The sequence below is a fragment of the Labrys sp. ALF-8 genome (genome assembly GCF_059699065.1).
Genome location: NZ_AP048537.1, coordinates 4,021,995 through 4,048,326, shown reverse-complemented (window position 1 = coordinate 4,048,326; position 26,332 = coordinate 4,021,995). Strand labels below are relative to the sequence as shown.

At 65.0% G+C, this 26,332-nt stretch carries 20 protein-coding genes; 4 read left to right on the top strand and 16 right to left on the bottom strand.

The window, feature by feature from the left end; genetic code table 11:
• Positions 1-25: 25 nt before the first annotated feature.
• The 3 genes from AC6H34_RS18535 to AC6H34_RS18525 all read right to left on the bottom strand — a co-directional run bounded on the left by AC6H34_RS18535 (position 26) and on the right by AC6H34_RS18525 (position 4,863).
• Positions 26-655, bottom strand: coding sequence for a L,D-transpeptidase (locus AC6H34_RS18535; RefSeq protein ID WP_497539692.1), 630 nt, complete (start codon positions 653-655; stop codon positions 26-28).
• Positions 656-746: 91 nt separating this feature from the next.
• Positions 747-3,221: an autotransporter family protein gene (locus AC6H34_RS18530; protein ID WP_497539691.1), complete on the bottom strand. Its 2,475-nt coding sequence runs from the start codon at positions 3,219-3,221 to the stop codon at positions 747-749.
• A gap of 601 nt (positions 3,222-3,822) precedes the next feature.
• Positions 3,823-4,863 (bottom strand): alpha/beta hydrolase, encoded by a 1,041-nt coding sequence (locus AC6H34_RS18525; protein WP_497539690.1) that lies wholly within the window; start codon positions 4,861-4,863, stop codon positions 3,823-3,825.
• 281 nt (positions 4,864-5,144) lie between these two features.
• On the opposite strand from AC6H34_RS18525, the gene pstB reads away from it, so the two are divergent.
• A complete protein-coding gene (pstB, locus tag AC6H34_RS18520; protein WP_497539689.1) occupies positions 5,145-6,002 on the top strand; it encodes a phosphate ABC transporter ATP-binding protein PstB in 858 nt (285 codons plus the stop codon).
• 179 nt (positions 6,003-6,181) lie between these two features.
• On the opposite strand, the gene AC6H34_RS18515 is transcribed toward pstB, so the two are convergent.
• Positions 6,182-7,645, bottom strand: coding sequence for an NAD-dependent succinate-semialdehyde dehydrogenase (locus AC6H34_RS18515; RefSeq protein ID WP_497539688.1), 1,464 nt, complete (start codon positions 7,643-7,645; stop codon positions 6,182-6,184).
• A 122-nt stretch (positions 7,646-7,767) separates the two neighbouring features.
• Between AC6H34_RS18515 and AC6H34_RS18510 the strand changes: the two genes are divergently transcribed.
• Both AC6H34_RS18510 and AC6H34_RS18505 read left to right on the top strand, forming a co-directional pair.
• Positions 7,768-8,772 (top strand): asparaginase, encoded by a 1,005-nt coding sequence (locus AC6H34_RS18510; protein WP_497539687.1) that lies wholly within the window; start codon positions 7,768-7,770, stop codon positions 8,770-8,772.
• Positions 8,773-8,867: 95 nt separating this feature from the next.
• Entirely contained in the window at positions 8,868-9,956 is a 1,089-nt protein-coding gene (locus AC6H34_RS18505; RefSeq protein ID WP_497539686.1) for a PLP-dependent cysteine synthase family protein, read from the top strand.
• A 69-nt stretch (positions 9,957-10,025) separates the two neighbouring features.
• Here AC6H34_RS18505 and AC6H34_RS18500 read toward each other — a convergent pair whose 3' ends face one another.
• The 10 genes from AC6H34_RS18500 to AC6H34_RS18455 form a co-directional block, all read right to left on the bottom strand.
• A complete protein-coding gene (locus AC6H34_RS18500) occupies positions 10,026-11,042 on the bottom strand; it encodes an aldose epimerase family protein (RefSeq protein WP_497539685.1) in 1,017 nt (338 codons plus the stop codon).
• 87 nt (positions 11,043-11,129) lie between these two features.
• Positions 11,130-12,071 carry a phosphatidate cytidylyltransferase gene (locus tag AC6H34_RS18495; RefSeq protein WP_448148454.1) on the bottom strand — a complete coding sequence of 314 codons (942 nt, stop codon included), beginning with the start codon at positions 12,069-12,071 and terminating at the stop codon, positions 11,130-11,132.
• Positions 12,068-12,715 (bottom strand): lysophospholipid acyltransferase family protein, encoded by a 648-nt coding sequence (locus AC6H34_RS18490; RefSeq protein ID WP_497539684.1) that lies wholly within the window; start codon positions 12,713-12,715, stop codon positions 12,068-12,070. Before AC6H34_RS18490 ends, AC6H34_RS18495 begins: the two co-directional genes overlap by 4 nt.
• Positions 12,716-12,729: 14 nt before the next feature.
• Positions 12,730-13,173 (bottom strand): hypothetical protein, encoded by a 444-nt coding sequence (locus tag AC6H34_RS18485; protein ID WP_448148456.1) that lies wholly within the window; start codon positions 13,171-13,173, stop codon positions 12,730-12,732.
• Entirely contained in the window at positions 13,166-14,581 is a 1,416-nt protein-coding gene (locus AC6H34_RS18480) for a phosphatase PAP2/dual specificity phosphatase family protein (RefSeq protein WP_497539683.1), read from the bottom strand. The genes AC6H34_RS18485 and AC6H34_RS18480 overlap by 8 nt, the downstream gene beginning before the upstream one ends.
• Positions 14,578-16,335, bottom strand: a complete 1,758-nt coding sequence (locus tag AC6H34_RS18475) for a bifunctional alpha/beta hydrolase/class I SAM-dependent methyltransferase (RefSeq protein ID WP_497539682.1) — start codon at positions 16,333-16,335, stop codon at positions 14,578-14,580. Before AC6H34_RS18475 ends, AC6H34_RS18480 begins: the two co-directional genes overlap by 4 nt.
• A 58-nt stretch (positions 16,336-16,393) precedes the next feature.
• Complete coding sequence (locus AC6H34_RS18470) at positions 16,394-17,014, bottom strand: CDP-alcohol phosphatidyltransferase family protein (RefSeq protein WP_497539681.1); 621 nt, start codon at positions 17,012-17,014, stop codon at positions 16,394-16,396.
• A gap of 188 nt (positions 17,015-17,202) precedes the next feature.
• Positions 17,203-19,470 carry a xanthine dehydrogenase family protein molybdopterin-binding subunit gene (locus tag AC6H34_RS18465; RefSeq protein ID WP_497539680.1) on the bottom strand — a complete coding sequence of 756 codons (2,268 nt, stop codon included), beginning with the start codon at positions 19,468-19,470 and terminating at the stop codon, positions 17,203-17,205.
• A complete protein-coding gene (locus AC6H34_RS18460; protein WP_448148461.1) occupies positions 19,460-20,518 on the bottom strand; it encodes an FAD binding domain-containing protein in 1,059 nt (352 codons plus the stop codon). Before AC6H34_RS18460 ends, AC6H34_RS18465 begins: the two co-directional genes overlap by 11 nt.
• Positions 20,515-21,012, bottom strand: coding sequence for a (2Fe-2S)-binding protein (locus tag AC6H34_RS18455; protein WP_448148462.1), 498 nt, complete (start codon positions 21,010-21,012; stop codon positions 20,515-20,517). Before AC6H34_RS18455 ends, AC6H34_RS18460 begins: the two co-directional genes overlap by 4 nt.
• 199 nt (positions 21,013-21,211) lie before the next feature.
• Here AC6H34_RS18455 and AC6H34_RS18450 point away from each other — a divergent pair, with 199 nt between their 5' ends.
• Entirely contained in the window at positions 21,212-21,793 is a 582-nt protein-coding gene (locus AC6H34_RS18450; RefSeq protein WP_497539679.1) for a TetR/AcrR family transcriptional regulator, read from the top strand.
• Positions 21,794-21,869: 76 nt separating this feature from the next.
• On the opposite strand, the gene AC6H34_RS18445 is transcribed toward AC6H34_RS18450, so the two are convergent.
• Positions 21,870-22,349, bottom strand: coding sequence for a hypothetical protein (locus tag AC6H34_RS18445; protein WP_448148463.1), 480 nt, complete (start codon positions 22,347-22,349; stop codon positions 21,870-21,872).
• Positions 22,342-26,178 (bottom strand): glycogen debranching protein GlgX, encoded by a 3,837-nt coding sequence (gene glgX, locus AC6H34_RS18440; RefSeq protein WP_497539678.1) that lies wholly within the window; start codon positions 26,176-26,178, stop codon positions 22,342-22,344. The genes AC6H34_RS18445 and glgX overlap by 8 nt, the downstream gene beginning before the upstream one ends.
• Positions 26,179-26,332 lie beyond the last annotated feature (154 nt).

Sequence of the window (26,332 nt, the reverse complement as noted above, 5' to 3'; positions counted from 1 at the left end):
CAACCGTTTTGGATCAGGCGCGGCGTCATTGGACGACGACCCTGGCGCCGGGGCGGGTGCGGGCGTAGAGATCGATCACATCCTCGTTGAACATGCGGATGCAGCCCGAGGAGGCCTGGGTGCCGATGGTCCAGGGCTCGCTAGTGCCGTGGATGCGGTAGAGCGTATCCTTGCCGTCGGCATAGAGGTAAAGGGCACGGGCACCGAGTGGGTTGTCCGGGCCGGGTGGGATCTGCCGCGGCATGCCGGGGGCGGTGGAGAGCATGTCGTCGGTGGGGTACCAGGCCGGCCATTCGCTCTTGCGCTGGATGGCGGCGACACCCTTCCAGCCATAGCCGGCCTTGCCGACCGCCACCGTGTAGCGTCGTGCCTTGCCGTTGCTCTCGATGAGGTAGAGCTTGCCGGTCTGCGTCTGCACGATGACGGTGCCGGCGGGCTCCTGGCTCGGATAGTCGACCTCGGTGATGGCGAAGTCGGCGGGAAAGCGCGCGCGATTGATCAGGCGCACCGGGAATCGCTCCCCCGAAAAGCGCGACGATGCCTCCAGCGTGGAGGGAGCCCGGTCCGCGCTCGTCCCGCAGCCCCCCAGGCCGAGACCGATCAGGGCCACCACCCCGGCGATGCGTAGATGTCCGGTTCGCATGCTGTTCGACACGTCGATTGCCTTCCCTTGGTCGATCACTGACACAGGAAAAGGCCGGACCGTTTCCGCCCCGACCTGTCTTGCTGTAGAGCCCCCGAGGTTCTCACCACCTGTATCTGAGGCCTGCGGTGCCCTTGAGGGCATAGTTGTCGCCGGAGCCGGAGGAGAGGGCGGCGGCATAGTCGGCCTCGCCATAGAGGCTCCACTCATCGTTCCAGGCATAGCTGCCGCCCAGGCCGACCTCGCCCCACAGGCGCTTGTTCTGCTGGGTGAAGGAGGAGCCGGCCACCTCGACCGAGGTGCCGTCCAGGAACTGGTAGCTCAGATTGGCGACGGCGTAGAGCTGCAGGCGGTCGGTCCTGCCCTGCTGGTTCTTCCAGCTGGCCAGGTTCTCGACCCGCAGGCCGAGCCGGCCCTTCAGGCTGTCGCCGTCGCCGAGGGCGACGCGGGCGCCGTTGAGGTCGGTGAAGCTGTCGAAGTCGACATGGGCCCAGGCGAGCTGGGCCTGGGGCACCAGCGCCCAGCCCGAGCCGAGCTCGAAGCGCCTGCCCGCCTCCAGGCTCAGCACCGAGGACCAGCCCGAATTGCCGCCGCCCGCCTTGTTGGACAGGTCCGACTCATACCAGGTGAACTGGCCGACCGCATCGGCATAGAAGCCGTCCTGGCCGAGCCAGGTCAGGTTGCCGCCGAGCCCGTAGCCGGTCGAGGTGATCTTGCCGCTGCGCGCCGCCTTGGTCACCGGGTCGGGCGAGACGTCGATCTCGGCGCGCGAGGTGCCGATGGTGGCGAAGGCGCCGAGCGTCAGTTCGCCCGAGCCGTTCTCATGGGCCACGCCCTCATAGCCGGCCTGCAGGAAGCCGAGGGACTGGGTGTAGGCCGAGCCTGTCCTGGGATCGTAGGAGGCATACTGGCCGCCGATGCGCCCCCAGGCGCCCTGGCCGTAGATCACCGGCCTGCCGTCGGCATAGGAGGCGTTCTGCTCGCCGGTCGGGGTGCAGCGGAAGTTGCGGGACGGGTCCTTGCACCAGATCGCCTCGGGCGGCGTGCCGTTCGGCCAGACGCGGTTGCCGGTCCTCTGCTGCAGCGTGCCCAGCGTCGCCTCGGCATAGTTCACCAGCGTGTCCGCATAGGGCAGCGCAGTCTGCGTCGAGGCGGTGGCCTGCCCCGTGGAGCGCAGGTACCAGTTCTGGTCGGTCTTGGCGAGATCCTGGAAGTAGAGGCCGTAGTCATAGGCGCCGACCGCCACCGCCCCGTTGAGATGGAAGGCATCCGAGGTCGAGTTTCCCCCGACCACGACCACCTCGATGCCGTTCGTCGTCTGCGCCCCGGTGCCGCCGACATTATGGATCGCCAGAGTCGTCGAGCCGGAGGCATCGCCATTGATCACGAGCTTGTCGGTCAGGGAATTGTCGTCGCCCAGCACGGTATTGAGCCGGACGACACCGCCCCGGCCGACATAGTCTCCCGTGACGGTCAGCGTCGTGCCAGCCGACGTACCCGCAGCGTTGGTAGCGACGATACCGGCATTGGTGAGCGAGGCAACGGTCTGGTCGAAGCCGTTGGCATCGAGGGTGCCGCCGGTAACGGCGACATCCGAATTCGGGCTGAAGACACCCGCCGCTCCGGCCTGCAACGTACCGGCTGAGACCATCGTCGCACCCGTATAGCTGTTGGCTCCCGTCAAGGTCGTCATGCCTGAGTTCGCCTGGTTCACAGCCAGACTGCCCGTCAGAGTGGGGCTGAATACGATGTCGTCCGTGTGATTGAAATTGACCGTGGCGGCACCGGCGCCGCCATTTACCGTCGCACTGCTCAACTGGCCGGAGAGCCCGCCCGTACCAATATTGAGGATACCGGTGCTGCCTTCCTCGACCGCCAATTGTATCGATGGAGCGTTGAACACCCCTCCATTGCTGAGGTTCAGCGTACCGCTGCCCATATAGCCGATATAGGCATCGCTCGTGCTGGTTATCGAGGAAGACTGGCCGTTGGCGTTCACCCCATCGACACTGATGACCCCGACACCGGTCTCGGAAAACGTCCCCGCAAGCACGCTTCCGTCAGTTGTGACGGAGGCCCCATCCGTAACGTTGAGATTTCCCGTGCCACCACGTCCGACCTCGATCAGAGACGAATCGTGCCAGCTCGTGACGGTGCCATCCGTGTTGATGCCACTGACGTTGATGGTACCCAGCCCGCCGGGGTACTCACCGATGATCGCGGCGAGAGTGCCGAGCTGGCCGCCATCGGTAACGTTGATCGTTCCCTGGCCGTAGGTACCGACACTTATCAACCACGGCACTTGCAGTTCCGAGGCCGCCCCACTCGGGCTTACGCCTGAAATATTGACCGTGCCCTGCCCGGTGCCGAACAGGCCGACGACCATACCGTAGCCGCTAACAGTGGTTACGAACCCGCCGTCGGTAATATTGAGAGTGCCCTGTCCCGTATCGCCTATCTCCAGATTGCCCGCCGGCACATTCCAAGGTGAGGAATAGGTTCCAGGAACATCGACCGTCTGCCCACCGTCGATGACGGTCTGTCCCCAAGCGGGGCCTGCCAAGCCGACAATCAGCATGGAGCCCACCGACAGGAGCCCCTGAGCTCGAAGCTTTGATTTCAGACCGGATGAACTCGAAATATTGCTCTTTACATGGACCAGATCAGAATAACGCCCCTTGCGCATAGAAATGCCCACCTCTCCAGCCACCAAAGACTTGCGAGCTTATTTCGTATCTTTCTCAAGAATATATACGACCCAAAAGCCACAAGTAGGTATGATATTTCCATGCTGGAGAAGCATAAAATCAAACTCAAGTACAAAAAATAAACAATTGATCATTTCATGATAAAAATAGATCATTATGTGATAACTTAATAACCAATACCTCTCTGGTGTTGCAAAAGAGCAACCCACCTCTCAGTTACGGCAGGTGCTGGAATCGTGGCGATCGCGGTGGAGCCGTGAAATTCAGAAGGATCGAGTAATGGGCACTGCTCGCAGCCCGATCGCGCGAGCGACAGTATGCTGATCCCGCAGGCGGGACTCTCGGGTCCGAGCGCACGCCGCACGAAAGAGCCCGACGGTGGCGCGGGTGAGGGGAGAGCTTGCGGAATAGGCGCGAGGGGCCTCTCGGGGGCCTGCTCCCGAAGATGAAGGGCGCTCGCCGCTTTCGTTGCTACTCGTCGGCGTTCTCAATAGCGCGGGCGACGACGGCGCGGACTTCCTCGCGACTCATGAAGATGTCATGGTTGATGATGCCGGAACCGAAATCGGACGCATCCACCACCTTCACCCCGGTCTGGCGCAGCGTGTCGCTATCGCCCGAGCCGACACGGGGAACACCGCCGGCCAGCTTCGTGGAGACCTCGAGGGCGCGGTCGTTGGAGGATACGATCACCGTCATCTTGGAGGAAAGCGACGACAGGCGTTTCATCTGGCGCTTGAAGAGGTCGGTATCGACATCGGGATTGGCGAGCACGATCGCACCGAAGTGATCGCCGACAGTGCTGCCCATGCGGTCGGACATCGAGCGCAACGCTTCCATCGCCACCATGCCGCCCATGGAATGGGCGATCAGGTTGATGCGGCCGACTTTCGGGTCGTTGGCAAGGGCGGTGAGCGTGTCCTCCAGCGCGTCGCGGGACCACATCGCGCTGTCCCTGTCGGTGACGTAATCGAGCAGAGCCGCACGGGATGGCCAGGAGAACAGCACCGGTACGCCCGAGAACTTTATACCGTCGACCAGTCGGGCGTAGCTCGTGGCGGCGCTGTCGAAGGTCTCGTTATAGCCATGCACATAGACGAGCACGTCGCGCCCTTCGGCCTGCGTGGCGAGAGCCGTGGCCGGCTGATCGCCGGACAGCGGGCTTACGCCGGCGATTGTCCAGCCGGACGACGAGATCGGATTGACGCTGGCAAGAAGCGTCTTGGACGGAGGATACATCACCACGCGCGCCGCCGTGGGATCAGAGGCGCGGCCCGTGCCGAACCAGGGCTCTTCGTTGCCGGTGCGGTTGCGCGTGGTCATCGCCAGCATGGTCATGCCGCCGCGCCAGATGCCGAGAGGAGTGGCCCCTGCCGACCGGTCGTTGCTGGCGGTGGTGGTGAGAACCGGCTTGAGGGACGCGGTCGTATCGCCGGAATCGTCATCGATCCCGACGCAACCCGCCAGGGTCAAAGCCGAAACGAACAAAACGAAGAGCGAGGCGACCCGCATCGATACCCAATCCCTGTACTGCGCCGCACTCAATGCAGCCAAAGGGGTGAATAGTCAGTGAACGGGCGAAAATGAGGCAACGGGCCGGTGCGCGAGTAAAAAGCAGGCGATCGCCGTCGCTTTTTCCGCGATGTCGGCAAAAATGTCACTCGTTTCGGGCGTCGGTTGAAAAGTCCCGAAGCCGCACGGCAAGTGTCACATTTTCATGACTGATCTGGCGCAAGGCGCCCTCTCCTCCGTCCGTCATGCTGTCCCGGCAGCGAAACAGGGTGTCCAACACCATGCCATCGGATCTCTCCTCCCGGCCCGGAAAGCAGAGGGTTCTCTCCAACGAAACGCCGGCCGGAAAACCGGACTTCCACGAAGGAGACGGCGCGCCTCAGCCGGCCGCAAAGCTGCTTGTCAGCCATGTGAGCTTTCGCTACGGGGCAAAGAAGGCGCTGAGCGATGTCAGCATGCCGTTCTACCTCCATAAGGTGACGGCGCTGGTCGGCCCTTCGGGCTGCGGCAAATCAACACTTCTGCGGCTGTTCAACCGCATGGATGACCTCTATCCCGATCAGCTTGTCGAGGGGGAGATTTTCCTCGATGGCGAGAACATTCTGGCGCCGTCCTGCGATGTGCTCGCGCTTCGCACCCGCATCGGCATGGTTACGCAGAAGCCAACGCCTTTTCCGATGTCGATCTACGACAATGTCGCGCTTGGCGTGCGCCTCGCCAGGGAACTCCCGCAGGCTGATCTCGATGCCAAGGTCGAAGCAGCGCTGCGACGGGCTGCCCTGTGGGAGGAAGTCCGCGACATCCTCGCCTCCAGCGCCTATGAATTGTCCGGTGGCCAGCAGCAGCGCCTCTGCATCGCGCGTGCCATCGCCATGGAGCCCGAGATCCTGCTCTTCGACGAACCGTGCTCGGCCTTGGACCCGATTTCGACGGCGAAGATCGAACAGACGATCGAAGAACTGAAGGTCGATCACACCATCGTCATCGTCACCCACAATCTGCAGCAGGCCGCCCGCATATCCGACTATGCCGCATTCATGTATCTGGGCGAAATCGTCGAGTTCGACAGGACCAAGACGTTATTCACTACCCCCCGAAACGAGCAGACACAACGCTACGTCACCGGGCGGTTTGGCTGAGGCGGAACAAATCAGGCGTCGTCCCGGGAGCAACCACAGGCAGCTGGACCGGGATCGATGAAACGGCCCCGGCAAGACAACACGTCATAGCGGCAGCTTTTGGCTTCCCAGGGAGCGCTCCGCGATACAATAGGAAAAGGGCCGGACTTGCCGGCCCCTCCTAAACTGTGTGGCCCGGTTCAGCCCAGTCCGCCCAAGCAGACATACTTGGCGTCGATATAGTCCTCGATGCCGTATTTCGAGCCTTCCTTGCCCATGCCTGATTCCTTGACGCCGCCGAAGGGGGCGACTTCCGTGGTGATGAGGCCCTCATTCACACCGACCATGCCGTATTTCAGCGCCTCAGCGACCCGGAAGGCGCGGGCAAGGTCCTTGGTGTAGAAATAGGAAGCAAGCCCGAACTCCGTGTCGTTGGCCATCTGCACGGCCTCTTCCTCGGTCTCGAACTTGAACACGGGAGCAAGCGGGCCAAAGGTCTCGTCCCGCGCCACCAGCATGTCCGGGGTCACGCCGGTCACCACCGTGGGTTCGAAGAAGCTTCCGCCGAGCGCATGGCGCTTACCACCGGCCACCACCTTGGCGCCCTTGGAAACAGCGTCACTGAGGTGCTCTTCCACCTTGGCAACCGCCTTCTCGTCGATCAGCGGGCCCTGCTGCACGCCCGCTTCCAGGCCGTTGCCGACCTTGAGCGCGTTGGAAGCGGCTATCAGCTTCTCAACGAACTTGTCGTGGATGCCGGCCTGCACGAGGAAGCGGTTGGTGCACACGCAGGTCTGGCCCGAATTGCGGTACTTGGCGATCATCGCACCCTCGATGGCCCGGTCGACATCGGCGTCGTCGAACACGATGAAGGGAGCGTTGCCGCCGAGTTCCATCGAAACCTTCTTCAAGGTCTTGGCGGACTGCTCGACCAGGAGCTTGCCGATCGGCGTCGAGCCGGTGAAGGTGATCTTGCGCACCAGCGGATTGGAGGTCAGCTCGCCGCCGATAGCGGACGCAGAGCCCGTGAGCACATTCACCACACCAGCGGGAATACCGGCCATCTCGGCGAGCGCACCCCAGGCAAGGCCGGAATAGGGCGTCTGCAGCGCCGGCTTGATCACGATGGTGCAACCGGCCGCGAGCGCCGGGCCGAGCTTGCGCGCGATCATCGAGGACGGGAAGTTCCACGGCGTGATGGCGCCGACGACGCCGACAGGCTCCTTCGTGACGAGGATGCGGCGGCCCGGCCAAGGCGAAGGAATGACGTCGCCATAGATGCGCTGCGCCTCCTCGGCGAACCAGCGCACATAGGCGGCCGAGAAGTTGACCTCGCCCTTTGCCTCCGCAAGCGACTTGCCCTGTTCCACCGTAAGCAGCACGCCGAGGGCATCGGCATTGGCTTCCACGAGATCGGCCAGCTTGTGCAGGATCTTGGCGCGCTCCTTGGCGGTCTTGGCGCGCCAGGCGGGAAAGGCCGCGTTCGCCGCCTCGATGGCGCGAGCCGTCTCTGCCTTGCCGCAATCGGGAACGGAACCGATCAACTCGCCGGTGGCGGGATTCGTTACGGACAAGGTCTTGCCGCTGTCGGCCGCGATCCATTGCCCGTTCACATAGGCGGCCTCACGTTTGAATTCGAGTTTCTGCGCGGTCTTGTCCAACATGAGCCTTCCTCCGAAGCATGATGGCGCTTAGATAAGGCTTCCCGAGGCGTCGATCAATGCGGCGCTGCGGGAGAGACCGGTATTTCAGGCCTCCGACCGGCCTGCCATGAAAGCGAGTATCGATGTCGAACCCCGTTCTGGCTGAGTTGTTGCGTGGCGGTCTGGTCGAAAGCCGTCATACCGGGGCAGTGGCCGTCTCGGATGCCGAGGGCAGGCTCGTGCTGGCGATCGGCGACGTCGAACGTCCCGTCTTCCCGCGCTCGGCCGTGAAGGCTTTCCAGGCCCTGCCGCTGCTTGAATCCGGAGCCGCCGACAGGCTCGGGCTGACGGACGCCGAGATCGCCCTCGCCGTCTCCTCGCATGGCGGCGAAGCGCGCCATGTCGAAACGGCCGTCGGCATGCTGGCGAAGGTGGGTCGCGACGTCGGCACCCTCGAATGCGGCATCCATCCGCCGAGCTACCGTAAAGCCGCCGAAGCCCTCATCCGGGCCGGGGAAAAGCCGTCCGCGCTGCACAACAACTGTTCCGGCAAGCACGCAGGCTTCATCTGCGTCGCCTGCGCCGAGGCTCGCGACCCCAGGGGCTATATCCAGGCGAGCCACCCGGTGATGCGGGAAATCATGGGTGCGGTGAACGAGATGAGCGGTGCGGCACTCTCGGGCAACGGCGTGGGCATCGATGGTTGTTCGATTCCGACCCAGGCCGCACCGCTCGCGGGCGTGGCCCGCGGCTTCGCCCGCTTCGGCACGGGCGCGCATCTCGGTCCCGAGCGCTCCCGGGCCGCGGCCCGCATCCGCAAGGCCGTCGCCGCTGATCCCTTCCTCGTGGCCGGAACAAAGCGTTTCGACACGGGCATCATGGCGCTTTTCGGCGAGCGCGTGTTCGTGAAGACCGGCGCGGAAGGTGTATTCTGCGCGAGCTTTCCCGAGCTCGGCTATGGCGTCGCCCTCAAATGCGACGACGGCGGCACCCGGGCATCGGAACTCATGATGGCCGGCGTCATCGCCAAACTGCTGCCCTTGTCGCACTCCGAAGCCGGAGCCCTGGGGCCATACCTCGCTCCCGTCCAAAGAAACTGGAACGGGATGGAGGTGGGGCGGCTGAAGTTGGCGGGGGCCTTGGCCTAGCGGCTCCTCGTCGAACGAAGGGCCCGACGCTCACGTCACGGCTGGATGCTACCACTTTTCCGTGTCGGTTTGCATGACAACAAGGAAAGGCTGAAATGACCAAGCAAAGCGAACCCAGGGCGACAGCCGGCCGAGGCCGCCTTTTCGAGAGTATTCTGGAGACGGTGGGCGACACGCCCGCCATCCGCATCAACAATCTCGCGCCTTCCCACGCGACGATCTATGTGAAGGCCGAATTCTTCAATCCCGCCGCATCGGTGAAGGACAGGCTCGCCCTCAGCATCATCGAGCACGGCGAACGCACGGGTGCGCTCAAGCCCGGCATGACCGTCGTCGAGGCCACCAGCGGCAATACCGGCATCGGCCTGGCGATGGTCTGTGCCCAGAAGGGCTACCCGCTCGTCGTCACCATGGCGGACAGCTTCTCCGTGGAACGGCGCAAGCTGATGCGCATGCTGGGTGCCAAGGTGGTTCTGACACCGCGCGCGCAGAAGGGTTTCGGCATGTACCGCAAAGCCGTGGAACTCGCCGAGGCCAATGGCTGGTTCCTGGCCCATCAGTTCGAAACCGAGGCCAATGCCGCCATCCACGAGGCGACGACCGCCCGGGAGATCATCAACGACTTCGCCGGCAAGCGTCTCGACTGCTTCGTGACGGGCTACGGCACCGGCGGCACCGCCGTAGGCGTGGGGCGCGTCCTTCGGCGAGAGCGTCCGGAAACCCGCATCGTGCTGTGCGAGCCCGCCAATGCCCAGCTGATCGGCAGCGGCAAGAAGCAGGAGCGAGAGGCCGATGGATCGCCCGCCGTCAGCCATCCCGCCTTCGAACCGCATCCGATCCAGGGGTGGACCCCCGATTTCATACCCAAGGTGCTGCAGGAGGCGCTCGACAAGAGCCTCTATGACGAACTCGTCCCCATACCGGGAAGCGAAGGCGTCAAATGGGCTCGGGCGCTTGCCCAGAAGGAGGGCATCTTCGTGGGCATTTCGGCGGGTGCCACTTTCGCGGTCGCCCGCCAGGTAGCCGAGAGGGCGCCCGAGGGATCGGTGATCCTGTGCATGCTGCCGGACACCGGCGAGCGCTACATGACGACGCCCCTGTTCGAAGGGATCGAAGCGGAGATGGACGCCGAGGAAGAGGCTCTCTCCCGCTCGACCCCCGGCTTCCAGTTTCCCCCGGCGTGAATCCCTGCAGGCAGGGCGAGATCCTGGCGCGGACAGGATGTCTGCCCCAGAAAAAACCGGCGCTTCGGGCTACACCTGTCCGAAGCGATATTGCGTCTCGTGGTGATAGACCTGCCCCGGCCGCAGGATGGACGAGGGGAAGTGCGCCTTGTTGACCGCATCGGGAAAATTCTGGGTCTCCAGGCAGAAGCCGCCGAAGGCGCCATAGGTCGCGCCGCCAAGGCCCGGTACGGGAATGTCCAGCTTCGCGGCGTCGTAGAGCTGGACGCCGGGCTGCGTCGTCCAGGTTTCAAGGCTCACGCCGCTCTTGGGCGACCATGCCCGCGCTGCACGCGCCAGTACGCCCGAGGAGCGCAAAACGACGTTGCCGTCATATTTGAACGGCCCCTCCGACGTGTCGAGGCGCAAGCTACGTTCCTCGCGGAAATCCCAGGGCGTGCCCGCCACGGAGAGGATCTCGCCAGTGGGGATGAGGTCCGCATCGGTCGGCGTATAGAAATCGGCATCAATCTGAATGCGATGATCGAGCACGTCCGGCGAGCCGTCGAGATTGAAATAGGAGTGCTGCGCAAGATTGACCGGCGTCGCCTTGTCGGTGGTGGCGGCAAAGACGACCTGGAGCGTCGCGGGTTCGAGCAGGCGGTAGGTGCAGGTCGTCACCACGCGGCCGGGGAAGCCCATGTCGCCATCCTCGGAGACCAGCACGAAGGTGGCGGAGCGCTCGTCGGACTGCACCAGCGACCATACGCGCTTGCCGAAGCCGGTCGCGCCGCCATGCAGCGTATGCGGCCCCCCATGGCTCTTGGAAAGATCATAGGTCACGCCATCCAGCGTGAACTGGCCGAGGCCGATGCGGTTGGCGACACGGCCCGGCACGGCGCCGAAATGCGGAGAGTGTTCGGGATAGTCGTCGAACTTCTCGAAGCCCAGCACCACGCGCTGCGGACCGGCCTTGGATGGCACCAGGAGATCGCGCACGACACCGCCGTAGGAGATGATCCTGGCTTCTGCCCCGGCATCCGAACGCAGGGTGACCTCGAACACGTCGGCGCCCTTGAACGTGCCGAACAGAACGGAATTGGACATGGGATTTCCTTACGGTGGGGGACTTTTGTTCGACGGGATGTCGCACCAGGCGGCGCATGGCGCCACCGCGGGAGCGATGACTGGCATTTATACCGTCCACCAATACCGAACCAAGTGAAAGAATATCGGCGCGGCAAAGATGACGGAATCGAGACGGTCGAGCATGCCCCCGTGCCCCTCGATCAGATGGCCCCAATCCTTGACGCCGCGGTCGCGCTTGATGGCCGACATCACGAGCCCGCCGAAAAAGCCCATCAATGTAAGCACGAACGCGACGACCCCCGCCTGCATGACGGTGAAGGGCGTAATCCACCACAGGCATGCGCCCAGCAGCGTGGCGCTGGCGACCCCGCCTACAAGGCCTTCCCAGGTCTTCGAGGGCGAGAGCCTGGGCGCCACCTTGTGGCGGCCGAACAGCTTGCCCCAGACATATTGCAGGACGTCGCTCATCTGCACGACGATGACGAGGAAAGCGATGAGCAGGAGCTTGCGCGACTCGAAGCCAGGGATGTCCAGCGTCAGCAGCGCGGGCACGTGGGAAATGCAGAAGATCGCGATCATCACGCCCCACTGCATCTCGGCCACCCGCGTCATGAACTTCGCCGTGTCGCCCCGCAGCGCGATCAGGATCGGCATCAGCAGGAAGACATAGACGGGGATGAAGATCGAATAGAGCCCGTACCACTCGATCCAGATCAGATAGTACTGGAGCGGCAGCACCACGAAGAACATGGCGAAGAGCGTGCGGTGATCGGCCCGGCGCGTGGGCGTGAGCGTCAGGAATTCCCGCAGCGCCGCGAAGGAGGCGAAGGCGAAGAGAAGGATCACGCCTGGCTTGCCGAGCAGGAAGGCCGCGGCCATCAGCGCCACCATCACCCACCAGGCGCGGATGCGGGCATTGAGATTGTCGATGCCGGGATTGCCTTCCGGACCGGCCTTGCGGCCGAGAAGCCAGCCGACGGCCGATGCCAGGAAGAGGAAGGCGACGATGCCGCCGAAGAGCATGAGGGCGTGGCCGTCGACGATCATGCCTCCTCCCCTTCCTTCGGCCGCAGGGCGAGCAGGGCGTCACGGCTCCGGTCGAGGAAGGCCTGCCGCTCCTCGCCGACAGCCAGGCGCAGCGGCGCGCCAAAGGTGACCGTGCACAGGAAGGGCACGGGCAGGAACTCACCCTTGGGCATGACGCGGTTGAGGTTGTCGATCCACACCGGCACGAGGTCGATTCCCGGCTGGCGCCTGGCGAGCCAGTAGAGTCCCGACTTGAAAGGCAGCAGCGGGCGGTCCCCGGTATTGCGCGTGCCCTCCGGGAAGAGAATCAGCGAGGAACCGGCTTCGAGTGCATCGCTCATCTGCCCGATCGGATCGACGCTGCGCGTGATGGCCTCGCGGTCGATCAGCACGGCATCGAAGACGCTGCGGGCGATGAAACGCCTCAGCGTTCCGGCTTCCCAATAATCACGCGCGGCGACGGGCCTGGCTGAGGCGCGCAAGCCGGCCGGGAACACGGTCCAGACCAGGATGAAGTCGCCATGGCTGTTATGGTTTGCGAAATAGATGCGAGGCGCTGTCGACGGCAGGCAACCCAGCCAATTGCCTCGCACGCCGGTGACGAGGCGAGCAAGGCCTATGGTGGCAAAGCTCACGGCCCGCCCGGCAACCGACCGGTCAGCCATACGAAAGGAGGAGGTCACAGAAGGATACCGAGCACGGGAAGCGTCAGGATTGACAGGACCTGCAGCCCGACGACGGTGGCCTGGCGACGTACGAGGACCATCGCGCCCCGTGCCCTGTCCGACATGGGACGCGGCGTGCGCTCCGCGTCGATCAGCCTGAGGATCTTCATGGAACCGTCGAAGGTCGTGGCGCTGAAGGAACCGGTCGCGAGATGCCCGAAGATCTCGGCATCGAATCCGGCTCGCAGCGCGAAATAGACCTGCAGCATACCAAACAATACCGAAAGAGCGGCCACACCGGTTACCAGCAGGGGGGCAGAGGCAAAGGCCCCCACGATCACGGTCACGCAGCCGACGATCGTCAGGCCTCGCGAGATCTTGTCGAGCAGTTTGCCCTGGCGGAGATAGGAAGCGGCGATTGCCGCGATGACTGCCGGATTCTCTTGCGCCTCAGCCATCGATCTGCCCCGCCTTCCCCGCCGCCGCTATGGCGGCGCGCGCATCCGGACCGAGAACGATGCCGGGCCGGACGGCGCGTATGATTGCAACTGCTTCCTCCACCGTCCTCGCGCGCCCGCTGTACAGCAGCCAGGTTGCGACGGCGGCGGCGCTGCGCGAATAGCCGAGAGCGCAGCACGCGAGCACTCTACCTTCACCGCGAGCGGCTTCAATCGATTTGGCGACATCCCTGAGAGCGGCGGGCGACGGAGCGACGAGGTCGAGCAGCGGAAAGGCTCGGACAACGCCCCTCCCCCGCCAGGCCGGCAATTCGGCGCAGAGGTCGATGATCACGTCGAACGCTTCGGCCGGGCGATCGAAGCGGGAGGGAATGCGGCCGAGGAACAGGCCATGGCCGATCTCGACCGGCCGCGGCGCCGAGCGCGTCCACCAGCGGGAATTGAGGAAGGCACCAAGCTGATAGGGGGCGAACAGCAGTCTCTCCGCGAGCGGCATGCTGCCGTCCGGCCGCTTGTGAAAACCGACGGCGCCCCGCCAACGGTATGCCGCCGCCACCAGCGCCAGCGAAGCTGCCGGATAGCACAGCCACAGATACCAGCCTCCAAGGGCGATACCGGACAGCGCCAGCAAAACCGCGCCGAGGGCATAGAGGCCCGCTAGCTTCAGGCGCTTCGTGGATCCGGCACGAAGCGAGGACCTGTGGTTCTCGGTCACTTCCTCCCGATGGCCGGCAACCGCTGAGGGATCCCCAGCACGCTGACCCTCCGGTCTCTCGACATCCGGCCAGAGCCAGAGGCAGAACAGACCCAGCAGGGCGCCGGTGGGAATGTCGAGGAAGTGATGCTGATAAGTCGTGAGCACGGAGGCCCCTATCAGCACACACCAGACACTCAGCGCTCCACGCGCCCAGACCGGTACGTGGCGGTGATAGTGGGTCCACAGGATCACGAGCAGTGCGATATGCAGCGATGGCGCCTGGTTGTACGGCTTGTCGAAGCTCAGCAACGCATCGAACAGGAGGCGAGGCAGGCCGTCACCGATTTCCGGCCTAGCGAAGCTGAAGCGCAGCGGAAACAGGATGAAGCAGGCGACGGCGATGAGTTGCGCCGTCAGCAGCCGCCGGCCGAGCGTATCGAGCTCTGCCTTCGTGGTGCAGAAGAACAGCGAGGCGGCATAGAAGAGATTGATCGACCAGTAGGGGATGATCGTCCAGGGCAGAAACGGCATGCCCTGCTCCCAGCCGAAAACGACGGAGGGCACGGAGGCGCGACGGTCGGCCAGATAGTTGGCGAGCGGATAGCTGGTGTAGAAGAACACGCCGAGGCCCGCGAGCCAGATGAGCGCGCGCAGCCACGGCCGGCGAGAAGGCAGGTCCTGCGGCGGCGTGGGGGGAACGGCGACGGTCACGAAACGACCCTGCGGCGGGCGAGCGACACGGTGAAGATGCCCCATTCGTCGATGCGCTGCTCCAGCTTTTCGAAACCAGCATTTTCAACGAGTTGGTCCATTTCGGCCTGTGTGCGGCGGCGCATGACCCAGGCCTGGCCTTGGCGATGGCTGGTCAGGGCCCGGGCGATGAATTCGAGCTGGGGGTGCCAGGGCTGTCCGGTGTAGATGAGGTAGCCGCCGGGCCGGATTGCGGCAGCAAGGCCGCCAAGCGACCATTTGACCAGGTCGTTGTCCGCAAAGAGCTCGTAGAGGCCGGAGACCAGACCCAGCGTCGGTGCGGGCTCGATACCGGCGAGGCTGGCGGCATCGAAGGCGTCGCCCTTCACGAAGCGGGCGATGTCCGCGAGGCCTTTTTCGGCAATCAGCCTGTTGCCGGCTTCGACATTGATGTCGCTGTAGTCGCGCAGGAGAATGGAGTTGGGCCGCGCCACGCCTTCCGCCTCCAGTGCCTCGAGCACATAGCGGCCGTGGCCTGCGGCAATATCGACGATGTCGATCTGCCTGCCCTCTTCCCCCAGACGGGCAATGGCCGCGCGGAGGAGTTCCTCGACGTGGATCTTGCGCTGGCGGATGCCGCGCCAGCCGATCGCATCGAGATAGTTCCCGTCGGCCAGACGCCCCAGGGCCGAACGTCCCGAGGGGGTATTGCGGTAGACATAGTCTAACGTCGACCCGGAATCGAAGCCCGTCCTGTGGCCCAGCCTTATGCCGTCGGAGATCAACCCCGCTGCCTTGAGGCCCAGCCTCGTTCCGGCCCAGTAGAGCCCCCGGGGCGAGGACAGGGGCAGCGGGGATGCGAGACGGTCCGCCTCGTCGCGCGTGGCCCCCGTGCGATCGGCGTCCAGGAGATCCGGGCGTTCGAGCGGAGCGGCGAAACGCTCGGTGAGGAAGCGGCGGATATGGCCGATGGCCAGCGCTCGGTCCTTCTCCCCCAGCGTATCGTGATAGAAGCCCGGCAGGATGCGGCGTTCCTTGATGGCCGAGCCCAGATTGACGTAGAAACGGTGCTGCGGTCCATGGTGCACCACCCAATCCGAGCCCGAGACAAGCAGCTGCGTCGGCACGACGATGGCGCGGGCATCCTCGACGACGCGCTTCGCCGCTTCGTAGAGACCGAGCAGGATGCGCACCGAAATCGCGCGCGTGATCAGCTTGTCCTCGTCGAAGGACCGCTGGCGCGCCTTGTCGTGCGTCAGGAAGGTCGACTTCACATAGGACTGCACGAAGAAATTGCCCTGGACGGCCTGCATGAACCGCAGGCCGGGCCGGGCGAAGGGCACATAGAGCTTCACCTTGAAGGCCGGCGACGCCACGACAAGTGCCCTGATCTTCGGCGCATAATCGTGCACCCAGGTCGCGGCGACTACCGCACCCACGCTCTGGGCCACCACGGCGATATCGGCGGGCTCGATGCCGTGCACATGGCCAATGTGGTCGATGAAACTCTGTACATCGCGCACCAGGGCGGCAAAGCTTGGCGCGTCGCCCCGACTGCCAGGGGACTCGCCATGGCCGCGTGCGTCCCAGGCGAAGAAATCGTAGTCGGGCATGTCGAGTTCGTCCGGAATATGCGCCATGCGCCCGGAGTGCTCGTGGCCCCGATGGAACAACACCACCGCGCCCTTGCGATGGCCGCTCACGGCAGGCCAGTGTCGATAGAAAAGCGCCTCGCCATCGTGCGTGGTGAAGTGGTCTGTCCGAACGGAACGCATTACGTCTCCTTCAAGGCGCATTTCGAAGCGTCTTTGCGATTCCCGGCGTGAAATCGGGTCACAAGACGTCCTGGTGCTCTCGCGCTTCGCGCAGGCCCTTATGCACGCGATTGGCGATGGTCAGTGTGAGGAAAAGCACGGCGAGCGGCATGAGCCAGAACAGCCAGGCCGGCAGCGGCAGGCCGAGGCCAATCCACAGTCCCAGCGCTCCGAATATGAAGGCCCGGTCGCTCTTGCCGAGAGGACCGTCATAGCGGCGCGAGGCCCCCACCATCGGCCCCATCACGCCGGCGAATTCGGCGATGACGGCCAGCATGATCACGGCACCGGTCCAGAACGCTCCAAAGACCGGAAGGGTGGCGAAGGGCAGAATCAGTGCCGCATCGGAGACGACGTCGGCGATCTCGTTGAGATAGGCCCCGAGCAGGCTCTTCTGGCCGAATTCGCGCGCGAGCATCCCGTCGATCGCGTTCAGCGCCATACGAATGAACAGCCAGGCCGGCAGCAGGAGAAAGAGGATGCGCAGATCCGACAGCGCGGCGACGCCGAGGCCGACGAGAAGCGACCCTGCGGCCGCGGCCAGCGTGACCTGGTTGGCCGTACGGCCAGCCGCGGCGAGCCGCGTCGCCTGCGGGCGCAACAGGGCCTGGAATCTCGGCTTGAGGGCATAGAGGCTCATGAACGAGTCCTGCGACACAAAGCCGTCATACTCGTTCAATGCACGGCAATTGCAACCGCATGGCTCCTCTTGCCTGTGAAGAGTGCCTCTAAGCTGCGATCCTCCCTCAGCGCCGGCGGGTGTGGAACGAGGACTGCCCGGGACAAGCCCGGGCAGTCCTGGAAGGTAGCGTTTCCCCTACTCTTCGTTCATTCCTCGGCCGGTGCCAGGAGATCCTCGATACGGATCGGGAACCGGCGGACGCGCTTGCCGGTGGCGTGCCAGATGGCATTTGCGATCGCGCCGACAGTTCCCGTGATCCCGATCTCGCCAACACCCTTCACGCCGAGCGGATTGATGTAGGGGTCGTCCTCCGGAATCAGGATCGCATCCAGCGCGGGTACGTCCGCGTTGACGGGCACGTGGTACTCGGCGAGGTCGGCGTTCATGATCCGCCCCGTCCTGTGGTCGGTGATCGCCTCCTCGTGCAGGGCAAAGGAGATCCCCCAGATCATGCCGCCGAAATACTGGCTGCGCACCAGACGGGGATTGATGATGCGCCCGGCCGCGAAGGCGCCGACCAGACGGGTGGCGCGAACCTGGCCGAGATCGGGATCGACCTTCACCTCCGCGAAGACCGCGCCATGCGAATAAAGCGCATGCGCCGAGCCGACGGCTGGGTCCCTCATGGCCCTTGCCGTGCCGACGACCTCGGCGCGGCCGGCGCGCCTGAGGATATCGGCATAGCTTTCACCCTGGCCTTCATCGTCGCGGCGATGCAGCCGCCCGCCACGGGCGACCACGCCGATATTGCCGGCGCCGAACAGCGGCGACTGTGGATCGGCGGTCGCCAGTTCGGCCAGCCGGGCGATGGCGTCCTCGCCGGCATTGTTCAGCGCCAGGCCGGCGCTGGCAGTGTGGCCGGAGCCACCGGCTATACCGCCATCGGGCAGGCTTGAGACGCCGGAATGAAACTCGACCTGATCGGGATCGAGGCCGAGCGTCTCGGCGGCGATCTGGGCGAGAGCAGTCCAGGCCCCTTGCCCCATGTCGGCGCCCGACGTCTCGACGAGTGCGGTGCCGTCGTCCCGCAAGGTCGCGCGCGCCTCGGCCGGAAAATGCGGACAATGGAAGACCGCCGTACCCATGCCCCAGCCGACGAGAAGGCCATTCTCGTCGCGCATCTGCCGTGGCCGGAGCGGACGCCCGGACCAGCCGAAGCGCTTGGCCCCTTCCGCATAGCATTCGCGGAGCGCCTTGGAGGAGAAGGGCTTGCCGCTGCCGGGCTCGGTCTCGGCGTAGTTGGCGAGCCTGAAATCGAGCGGATCCATGCCGCAGGCGTCTGCCGCCTCGTCCATCGCGATCTCGAGTGCAGCCGATCCGGAGGCCTCGCCGGGCGCGCGCATCGGTCCAGGCGTGCCGATATCGAGCCGCAGACCCGTGTGCTCGGCAAGAATGGCCGGGCTTGCATAGAGAGGCAGCGAGGCGTTTGCCGCCGGCTCGATGAAATCGTCGAAGCTGGAAGTGGCGCAGAGGGCGTGATGATGAAGCGCGGTGAGGTGTCCCTCCCCGTCCATGCCGAGACGCAAGGTCTGCCAGGTCTTGCCGCGGTGCCCGACGGGGCCGTACATCTGTGCCCGCGTCAGCACCAGCTTGACAGGTCGCTTCAGCATGCGAGCCGCCAGAATTCCCAGGAGTTGCGGCCCGTTGAGGATCGCCTTGGAGCCGAAGCCGCCACCGAGGAAGGGCGAACGAATGAGCACGTTCTCGGCAGGAATGCCGAAATAGGCCCCGTAGGAAATGCAACTCAGCGCCATCGCCTGATTGGGCATGTCGAGGGTCAGGTGGTCGCCATCCCACTGGGCTACCACGGCGTGCGGCTCCATGGCATTGTGATACTGCGGCGGGGTGACGTATTCGGCCTCGGTGACGATGCTGGCAGCCTGGAATCCGGCGTCGAGATCGCCATGGGCGGTTCTTGCGGGGGAACCGATGCCGACGGCGCTGAGCTCATAGTGCTGGCCGTTCTCGAGCGTCGTGCGAGCCTCCTCGACCGCATAGCGGGGATTGAGCAGCAAGGCACCCTCGGTTGCAGCCTCCAGCGTTTCGGCGATCACCAACGCAATCGGCTGGTTGACATAGCGAACGGTGTCGTCCTGCAGCACCTCCACGCGGAAGCCGAAGGGCGCCATTTTCACATCCGGGTCATGCGACAGCGGCGGCCTGTTGGCCGGCGTCATGATTTCCACGACCCCGGGATGGCCCTTGGCAACCTCGATGTCGAGATGGGTGACCCGCCCGCGCGCGATGGTGCTCACGGCCGAGACGGCATAGAGCATGCCCTCGGGGTGGTTGTCGGCGGCGAAGGTCGCCCGGCCCGTTACCTTGAGTCTGCCGTCGCGGCGCGTCAGGGGCTGGCCCGCGTTGGAGCCATGCCGGCGGTGGGGCACGGACAGGGTAGCGCTCTCATGCGGCATGATTCGCTCCGGTGTTTGTCGAGAAAAGCGAGGCTGGCAGCGCTGGCATGACCGTAGGGGTGCCTTCCAGCGCCAGATTGAGCGCGCGTGCGAGAATGCCGCGCGCCAGTTCGATCTTGAAGGCATTGTCGCCCGACGGCCGTGCCTGGGCCAGCGCCAGCACGGCGGCGTTCGCGAAAGCCCGTGTCGATGGCCGCACCCCCATCAGGGAAGCCTCCGCCTCGTAGGCTCGCCACGGCTTGGGGGCGACACCGCCGAGCGCGAGGCGCGCCTCGCGGACCACGCCCCCCTCGATATCCAGGGCCGCCACGGCCGAAACCACCGCGAAGGCGTAGGATGTCCGCTCGCGCAGCTTGAGATAACGAGCATGGCGCGCAAAGACGGCCGCCTGTGCGGGAATCCGGAGCGCCACGATGAGTTCGCCCGCCTCCAGTTCCGTCTCCCGTTCCGGAGACGTGCCGGGCAGCCTGTGCAAGGCCGAGACGGCGATTTCGCGGGCACCGCTCGGCCCCTGGACTTCGGCCACGGCGTCGAGCGCCACCAGCGGCACGCAGAAGTCGGACGGATGGGTGGCGATGCAGTGCTCACTCCAGCCGAGCACGGCGTGGAGCCGGTTCTCGCCTTCGCGCGCATCGCAGCCCGAGCCGGGAGAGCGGCGGTTGCAGGCACCGGCGCGGTCATGGAAATAAGGGCAGCGCGTCTGCTGCAGCAGGTTGCCGCCCACGGTTGCCGCGTTGCGCAGCTGCGCCGATGCCCCGGAAAGCAGCGCTTCGGCAATGGCCGGAAAAGTCCGCGCGAAGCGGGCGTCATAAGCGAGATCGGCATTTCGCACGAGCGAACCCACGCGAACACTGCCGTCGGCGAGCCACTCGACCCTGTCGAGGCCGGGCAGCCGCGAAATGTCTATGACCCGCTCTGGGCGTGCAACGCCCACCTTCATCAGGTCGAGCAGGTTCGTGCCGCCGGCCAGATAGGCGGAACCTGGCTCGGCCGCCGAAGCCACGGCCTCCGGAATGCTGGAGGGGCGAATATAGTCGAAACGGTTCATGCCGCGTTCCTCCGGTTGCGTTCTGCAAGGATCTTCTGTGCTTCGAGCACAGCTTCGGTGATGCCCTGGTAGGCGCCGCAGCGGCAGATATTGCCGCTCATGAGTTCGCGGATCCGCTCCGGATCGTCTCCCGCGTGGCCCTCCAGGATGAGGCCCACGGCACTCATGATCTGGCCGGGAGTGCAGTAGCCGCACTGGAAGGCGTCATGGGCGATGAAGGCCTGCTGGACCGGATGGAGTTCATCGCCTTCCGCCAGCCCCTCGATGGTCGTGATCTCGGAACCATCGAGGCTGGCCGCCAGTGCAAGGCAGGAATTGATGCGCCGGCCGTCCACGAGGACTGTGCAGGCGCCGCATTGCCCCCGATCGCACCCCTTCTTGCTGCCGGGGAGATCGAGGCGCTCGCGCAACAGGTCGAGCAGCATCACGCGCGGATCGTCGAGCTCGACCGTGCGCGGGAGCCCATTGACGGTGAGGCTGATGGAGAGTGACATGGGGTGGGTACTCCATTCAGTATTTGTGATGTATGAGTGACACCGCGAGGCGGCGGCGAGGAAGGCTGGCGGGCAGACCGACGAAAGGTCATCGGATCTCATCGGCATGGCGTCGCTGATTGCGTTGCCCCGCTGCATCACTATTTATACGGAGGCATCCTCCGTTTATCAAGAGGCAATCAACGCCGTCGGAAAAAGAATGGATTCCGCGACCCCCAAACCACAGCGCAAGCTGCGCGCCGATTCGATCCGCAACCGCGAACTCCTCCTCGAGGCCGCGACGCATGTCTTCAGCGCCGGCGGGCCGCTGGCGACCCTGGAGGCCGTCGCAAAACGGGCGGGGGTCGGAATCGGCACGCTCTATCGGCATTTTCCGACGCGCGAGGCGTTGTTCGAGGCGGTCTATCGTCATGAGGTCGACCATCTCGGAGACCTCGCCGGGCAACTCGTCGGGGATGGCAGCCCAACGGAGGCGCTGCGGAAATGGCTGCACGCCAATGTGCGCCTGGTCGCCGCCAAGAAGGGGATGATGGAAGCACTCCAACCCGCCGCCCACGGCTCTTCGGAACTGAAGGCCTATTCCTACGAGCGGCTGACGACCGCGATCGGCCTGCTTCTCGAACGTGCGATCGCCGCGGGCGAGATTCGCTCCGACATAACGGCGGACGACCTTCTGCGCACCCTCGTCGGCATCTTCTACTCGCAGGGCACCAGCGAATGGCAGCCGACGGCCCTGCGCCTCGTGGATGTCTTCGTCGACGGGCTTCGCAAGCGCGGATAGCGCATTCTATATCCCGATCGATCGCACGACGGTCATTCCGGCTCTCTGCTCAACTGGTGTCGGATGTTCGCGCGCCCTATGTGCGGGCGGGGCGTTTTCCGAGCCGTTCAAGTTCCAGCGAAAAGCAGAACCACGAGAACAGCACGGCGAAGAAGAGGACCATCCGGAGCACGCTGGCTGACGTCAGGTTCGATGGTGCCAGGAGCGGCACATGGCGGAAGAAGATGAGCGAGGCCAGGGTGGCGGCGAACAGGAAGCTCAGCCGGCCGACGAACAGGAACAGATGGGAAATCACCTGGCTCCTGGTGGCGAACGGCACACCGAGATTTGCAAGCCGCCACCAGTAGCAGGCCTGGAAGATCGCCACGCAGGTGAAGGCCAGGGCCTGCCGCGGAGCGGAGATGTCCTGCACTTCGCCGAGTTCGTCGACGAGACGCCAGAAGAACGGCATGAGTTCCAGGACGAGGATCGTCGCGCAGGCGGTCTGAATAGCTAGCAGCACCAGATAGAGCACTCGCCGCTTTCGCAGGCCGGCGGACGCCAACCCGCTACCCATTCGACCGCCCCTGTTTCTTCATCGCCGCGAACACGGCGTCTGCAGCCTCGGTCTCCAGAATGGCCTCGACGTCGAGATCGAGCCGGCGGCGCCAGTTCGGATATTCGCGGTTCGTACCGGGCAGGTTGACGGGGTCGGTCTCGCCCGCAAGATCCTCGACCTGCGCCACCACGAGCCCGGAAGGAGCGGAGGCAAGGAAGCCATGGATGGCGCCGACGAGTCCAGGCGTCAGCACCTTCGCTCCCTCCTCGCCGACTGCCTCCAGCAGAGCGGCCTTGTCCCGGTCGCGCTCCTCCTCAGCCTCCTCGCTGACCGTGCGGCCGAGCGAGCGGTTGAGCTCGATATCGGCGCCGCTCCACCAGCCGCGCAGGGTCGCGAGATCATGCGTGGCAACGCAGGCGAGCGATTGTGCGGGATAGACATCTGGCTGGCGGAACACCTCCCCGTCGCGCTCGAAGAACAACACACGGTAGGAGTAGAGATCGGCTTCGGCGAGACGCTCGCGGAACCCTTCCGGGACGGTGCCGAGATCCTCGCCCACGACGAGGCAATCGGCACGCGCGCTTTCTTCCGCCAGCACTTTCAGCATCGCCTCGATCGGATAGCGCAGATAGGCGCCTTCCTTTGCAGGCGCACCGTCGGGGATGACGAAAAGCCGCGTCAGTCCCATCACGTGGTCGATCCTCAACGCACCGGCGTGGCGCATGTTCGCCGCCAGCAAATCGCGATAGTGGCTGAAGCTGCTGTTCTGCAGGGCCACGGGATCGAGCGGGGGGATGTGCCAGATCTGCCCGTCCGCCGAGAAGGGGTCGGGCGGCGCGCCGACCGAGACGCCTTTCAGGAAGGACTCGGGCGAAGTCCAGACTTCCGCGCCATCCGCCGCGGCGCCGACCGCAAGATCGCGGCAGAAGCCGATGGCGAGTCCGTTCCGGCTGGCGGCCGCAAGCTGCTCTTCGGCGAGGAACTGCAGGTAGCAGGCGAAGTCGGCGGCCTTGTGGACCTCGCCGCCGAGATCGACCGCCTCTTCCAGCGGCATGATCGCCGCCGAACCTGCCTGCTCCTCCAAGGCCTGGAACAAGGCAAAACGGGCCAGCGCTTCACCTCCGGCCGTCTTGAAGGCCTCGAAGGCGGCCACGCGCGCCGGCCTCGATGCAAGCGTCGCGAAGGCCTCCGCCAGGGCGGAACGCTTGAGCCGCCACACGGCCGGCCAGTCGATCAGGCGTCCCTCGGGCAGCGTGAAACGGCCGGGATCGGCGATCTCCGGCACGGCATCCAGGGCTATCATGGCCGGATCGAGAAAACGGCGGTCCGAGGGCTGGTAGGGGCTCGCCCGCTCCCGGTCCGACGGGAACATGGCATGGAACGGATTGAGAGCCAGAAGGCTCGCGCCCTTCGCCGCAGCAGCCCTGCCGAGCTGTTCGAGCGTACGGAAATCACCGACGCCCTGATCGCCCTGGCGCCGCAGGGTATAGAGCTGCGCCGAAAGGCCGAAACGCTGGCCGCCATCGGCAAGGACGGACGGCTGATAGCATTTTCCGGCCACCGCCATGCCAGCCGTGGGGGCCAGCAGGCGAAGCCGGTCGAGACTCTCGCGGGCCTGCGCCAGCGTGTGGTGCGGAAGACCCATGGCCGCAAGCAGCGTTCGCTTCGTATCCGCCGAGACAAGAGTGTGCTTGCCCGAGACCTCCCACCATTCCGGGGCAATTCCGGCGGCGGTCGCGAGCAGATCCAGCATTTCTGGCGGTGCATCCCCATCGCGGCGGGGCGCCTGTCCCGGCTCGGCGATGAAGACCCCGACGGATCGGGGCGCGAGTTCCATGATGTCGAAGGCGCCATACAAGGTCGGCAGCGCCAATGCCTGATATTCGTCGCTGGCATGCGCCAGACGCCAGATCCTGCGTGGCGGCAGGTCGGGAAGCCGGGCATAGAAGGGCTCATTGCCGGCATGGAACCAGATCAGCACTTCGCCGCCGTCCGCTCCACTCAACAGCATGCCCAGCGTACGCCGCGCGGGATTGCTCCATTCGGCACCCTGCAACGGCTGGCCGCTGGCCCCAAGCCAGATCACGTCGGGCCTTCCCGCAGGACCGGTCCGGCCGGTCAGGAAGCTCGCGGCGGCTACCACCGGCAGCGACTTGCGCAGCCGCGTGAGCCCGCCGACGAAGGCGATCAGCGATTGGTCGGCGTCGTCCCAATCGATCCAGGTCGTGTCGTTGTCCTGCGCATAGGCATTGTTGTTGCCGCGCTGGCTCCGGCCGAGCTCGTCGCCCATGCCGATCATCGGTGTGCCGCGCGAGAGCAGCAGCGTCGTCAGCATGGCCCGCACGTAGGAGCGGCGCAGCGCCACGATCTCGGGAGCCGTGCTCGGTCCCTCCGCCCCATTGTTCCAGCTGATCTCGCCCGAATGCCCGTCGCGGTTGTCCTCGCCGTTGGCCTCGTTGTGCTTCGTCGCGAAACTCACCGTGTCGTCGAGCGTGAAACCGTCATGCGCGGCGATGAAGTTGACGCTGTCGGTCGGATGACGCGTGCCCGCATCGAACAAATCCGAAGAACCGGCGAGCCGTGTTGCCAGCGCGCCGATGCCACCGTCTCCGCGCCAGAAGCGCCTGATATCGTCACGATAGCGGTCGTTCCACTCGCCCCACCCCGCGGGAAAATGACCAAGCTGGTAGCCGCCGGGACCGACGTCCCACGGTTCGGCGACCATCAGCCTGCCGCTCAGCAGCGGATCGGTGGCGATCGCCGCGAAGAGAGGCGCCCTGGCATCGAAGCCCTGCTGCGTGCGACCGAGAACCGGGGCGAGATCGAAGCGGAAACCGTCGAAGCCGCCCACGCCGGCCCAGTGGCGCAAGGCGTCGAGCGCAAGGCCCATGGCAGGCTCGCGATCGAGCGCCAGCGTATTTCCGCAGCCCGTGTCGTTGGCGTAGAAACGGGGATTGCCCGCAAGGCGATAGTAGGTGCGGTTGTCGAGACCGCGCAACGAATGGGTGCCGCCTCGTTCATCGCTTTCGGAGGTGTGGTTGTAGACGACGTCGAGGATGACCTCCAGGCCCGTTTCATGCAGCGTGTCGATGGTCCGTGCAATTTCGGCCATGCCACCCGGCGCGAGCCGCGGGTCCGGAGCCAGGAAACAGGCAGGATTGTAGCCCCAGTAATTGCTGAGGCCGAGCGGCTCGAGATGGCGCTCATCGATCCAGGCGGCCAGCGGCATGATCTCCAGGGTGGTCACGCCAAGCGCCTGGAAGTGGCTGATGGCGGCCGGATGCGCCAATGCCGCGAAGGTGCCCCGCAGCTCCGCCGGGATCTCAGGGTGCTTCTGGCTGAAGCCCTTCACATGAAGTTCGTAGACGATCCTCGTTTCCGGCTTGGGCCTGGACGGCCTTCCGGTATCCGCCGGCGGCCGCTCCAGCACCGCCTTGGGCATGATGGGCGCCGTATCGGTTCCCTCGAGGACGAGATCGTCCACGCCGCCCGCCCCCTTCACCGGCAGGGCCGAGGTCAGGCCGGCCGGCAGGACGAGTCGCGTGGCATAGGGATCGATCAGCAGGCGGGCGGGATTGAAGCGCAGTCCCTGCTCTGGCGCCCACGAGCCATATGCACGCAAGCCGTAGAGCTGTCCTGCGCCAAGCCCCGGAATGACGCCATGGTGCACCGCGCCCTCCCGCCCCGACAGGACGAAACGAGCGGTTTCGCTGCCGTCCGGATCGAAAAGGCAGACCTCGACATGTTCCGCATCGGCTGAATAGACGGCAAAGTTGACACCCTGTGCAGTCCAGCTTGCTCCAAGGGGTAAAGCTGCGCCGGGATCTGCCGTTGAAACATTTGCCATGCCGTCCATGCCTCGATTGTCGAATTACCGTCGTACTTTCCTGACACTCTGAACGGTCAAAAGGCAAAGACCAGATGCTCTGCGTTTGACAAATATCAGGCGCGCCCACAAGGAATTGCCAATCTACAGGTTGTGGCACGTGCTTCGCTACCGA

Bases quoted from the DNA above. Each gene is read 5' to 3' on its own strand.
- glgX (WP_497539678.1), bottom strand. From the start codon at position 26,178: ATGGCAAATGTTTCAACGGCAGATCCCGGCGCAGCTTTACCCCTTGGA.
- AC6H34_RS18515 (WP_497539688.1), bottom strand. From the start codon at position 7,645: ATGTTGGACAAGACCGCGCAGAAACTCGAATTCAAACGTGAGGCCGCC.
- AC6H34_RS18455 (WP_448148462.1), bottom strand. From the start codon at position 21,012: ATGTCACTCTCCATCAGCCTCACCGTCAATGGGCTCCCGCGCACGGTC.
- pstB (WP_497539689.1), top strand. From the start codon at position 5,145: ATGCCATCGGATCTCTCCTCCCGGCCCGGAAAGCAGAGGGTTCTCTCC.
- AC6H34_RS18470 (WP_497539681.1), bottom strand. From the start codon at position 17,014: ATGAGCCTCTATGCCCTCAAGCCGAGATTCCAGGCCCTGTTGCGCCCG.
- AC6H34_RS18525 (WP_497539690.1), bottom strand. From the start codon at position 4,863: ATGCGGGTCGCCTCGCTCTTCGTTTTGTTCGTTTCGGCTTTGACCCTG.
- AC6H34_RS18450 (WP_497539679.1), top strand. From the start codon at position 21,212: ATGGATTCCGCGACCCCCAAACCACAGCGCAAGCTGCGCGCCGATTCG.
- AC6H34_RS18495 (WP_448148454.1), bottom strand. From the start codon at position 12,071: ATGATCGTCGACGGCCACGCCCTCATGCTCTTCGGCGGCATCGTCGCC.
- AC6H34_RS18485 (WP_448148456.1), bottom strand. From the start codon at position 13,173: ATGGCTGAGGCGCAAGAGAATCCGGCAGTCATCGCGGCAATCGCCGCT.
- AC6H34_RS18505 (WP_497539686.1), top strand. From the start codon at position 8,868: ATGACCAAGCAAAGCGAACCCAGGGCGACAGCCGGCCGAGGCCGCCTT.
- AC6H34_RS18460 (WP_448148461.1), bottom strand. From the start codon at position 20,518: ATGAACCGTTTCGACTATATTCGCCCCTCCAGCATTCCGGAGGCCGTG.
- AC6H34_RS18445 (WP_448148463.1), bottom strand. From the start codon at position 22,349: ATGGGTAGCGGGTTGGCGTCCGCCGGCCTGCGAAAGCGGCGAGTGCTC.
- AC6H34_RS18500 (WP_497539685.1), bottom strand. From the start codon at position 11,042: ATGTCCAATTCCGTTCTGTTCGGCACGTTCAAGGGCGCCGACGTGTTC.
- AC6H34_RS18490 (WP_497539684.1), bottom strand. From the start codon at position 12,715: ATGGCTGACCGGTCGGTTGCCGGGCGGGCCGTGAGCTTTGCCACCATA.
- AC6H34_RS18510 (WP_497539687.1), top strand. From the start codon at position 7,768: ATGTCGAACCCCGTTCTGGCTGAGTTGTTGCGTGGCGGTCTGGTCGAA.
- AC6H34_RS18465 (WP_497539680.1), bottom strand. From the start codon at position 19,470: ATGCCGCATGAGAGCGCTACCCTGTCCGTGCCCCACCGCCGGCATGGC.
- AC6H34_RS18475 (WP_497539682.1), bottom strand. From the start codon at position 16,335: ATGCGTTCCGTTCGGACAGACCACTTCACCACGCACGATGGCGAGGCG.
- AC6H34_RS18530 (WP_497539691.1), bottom strand. From the start codon at position 3,221: ATGCTGATTGTCGGCTTGGCAGGCCCCGCTTGGGGACAGACCGTCATC.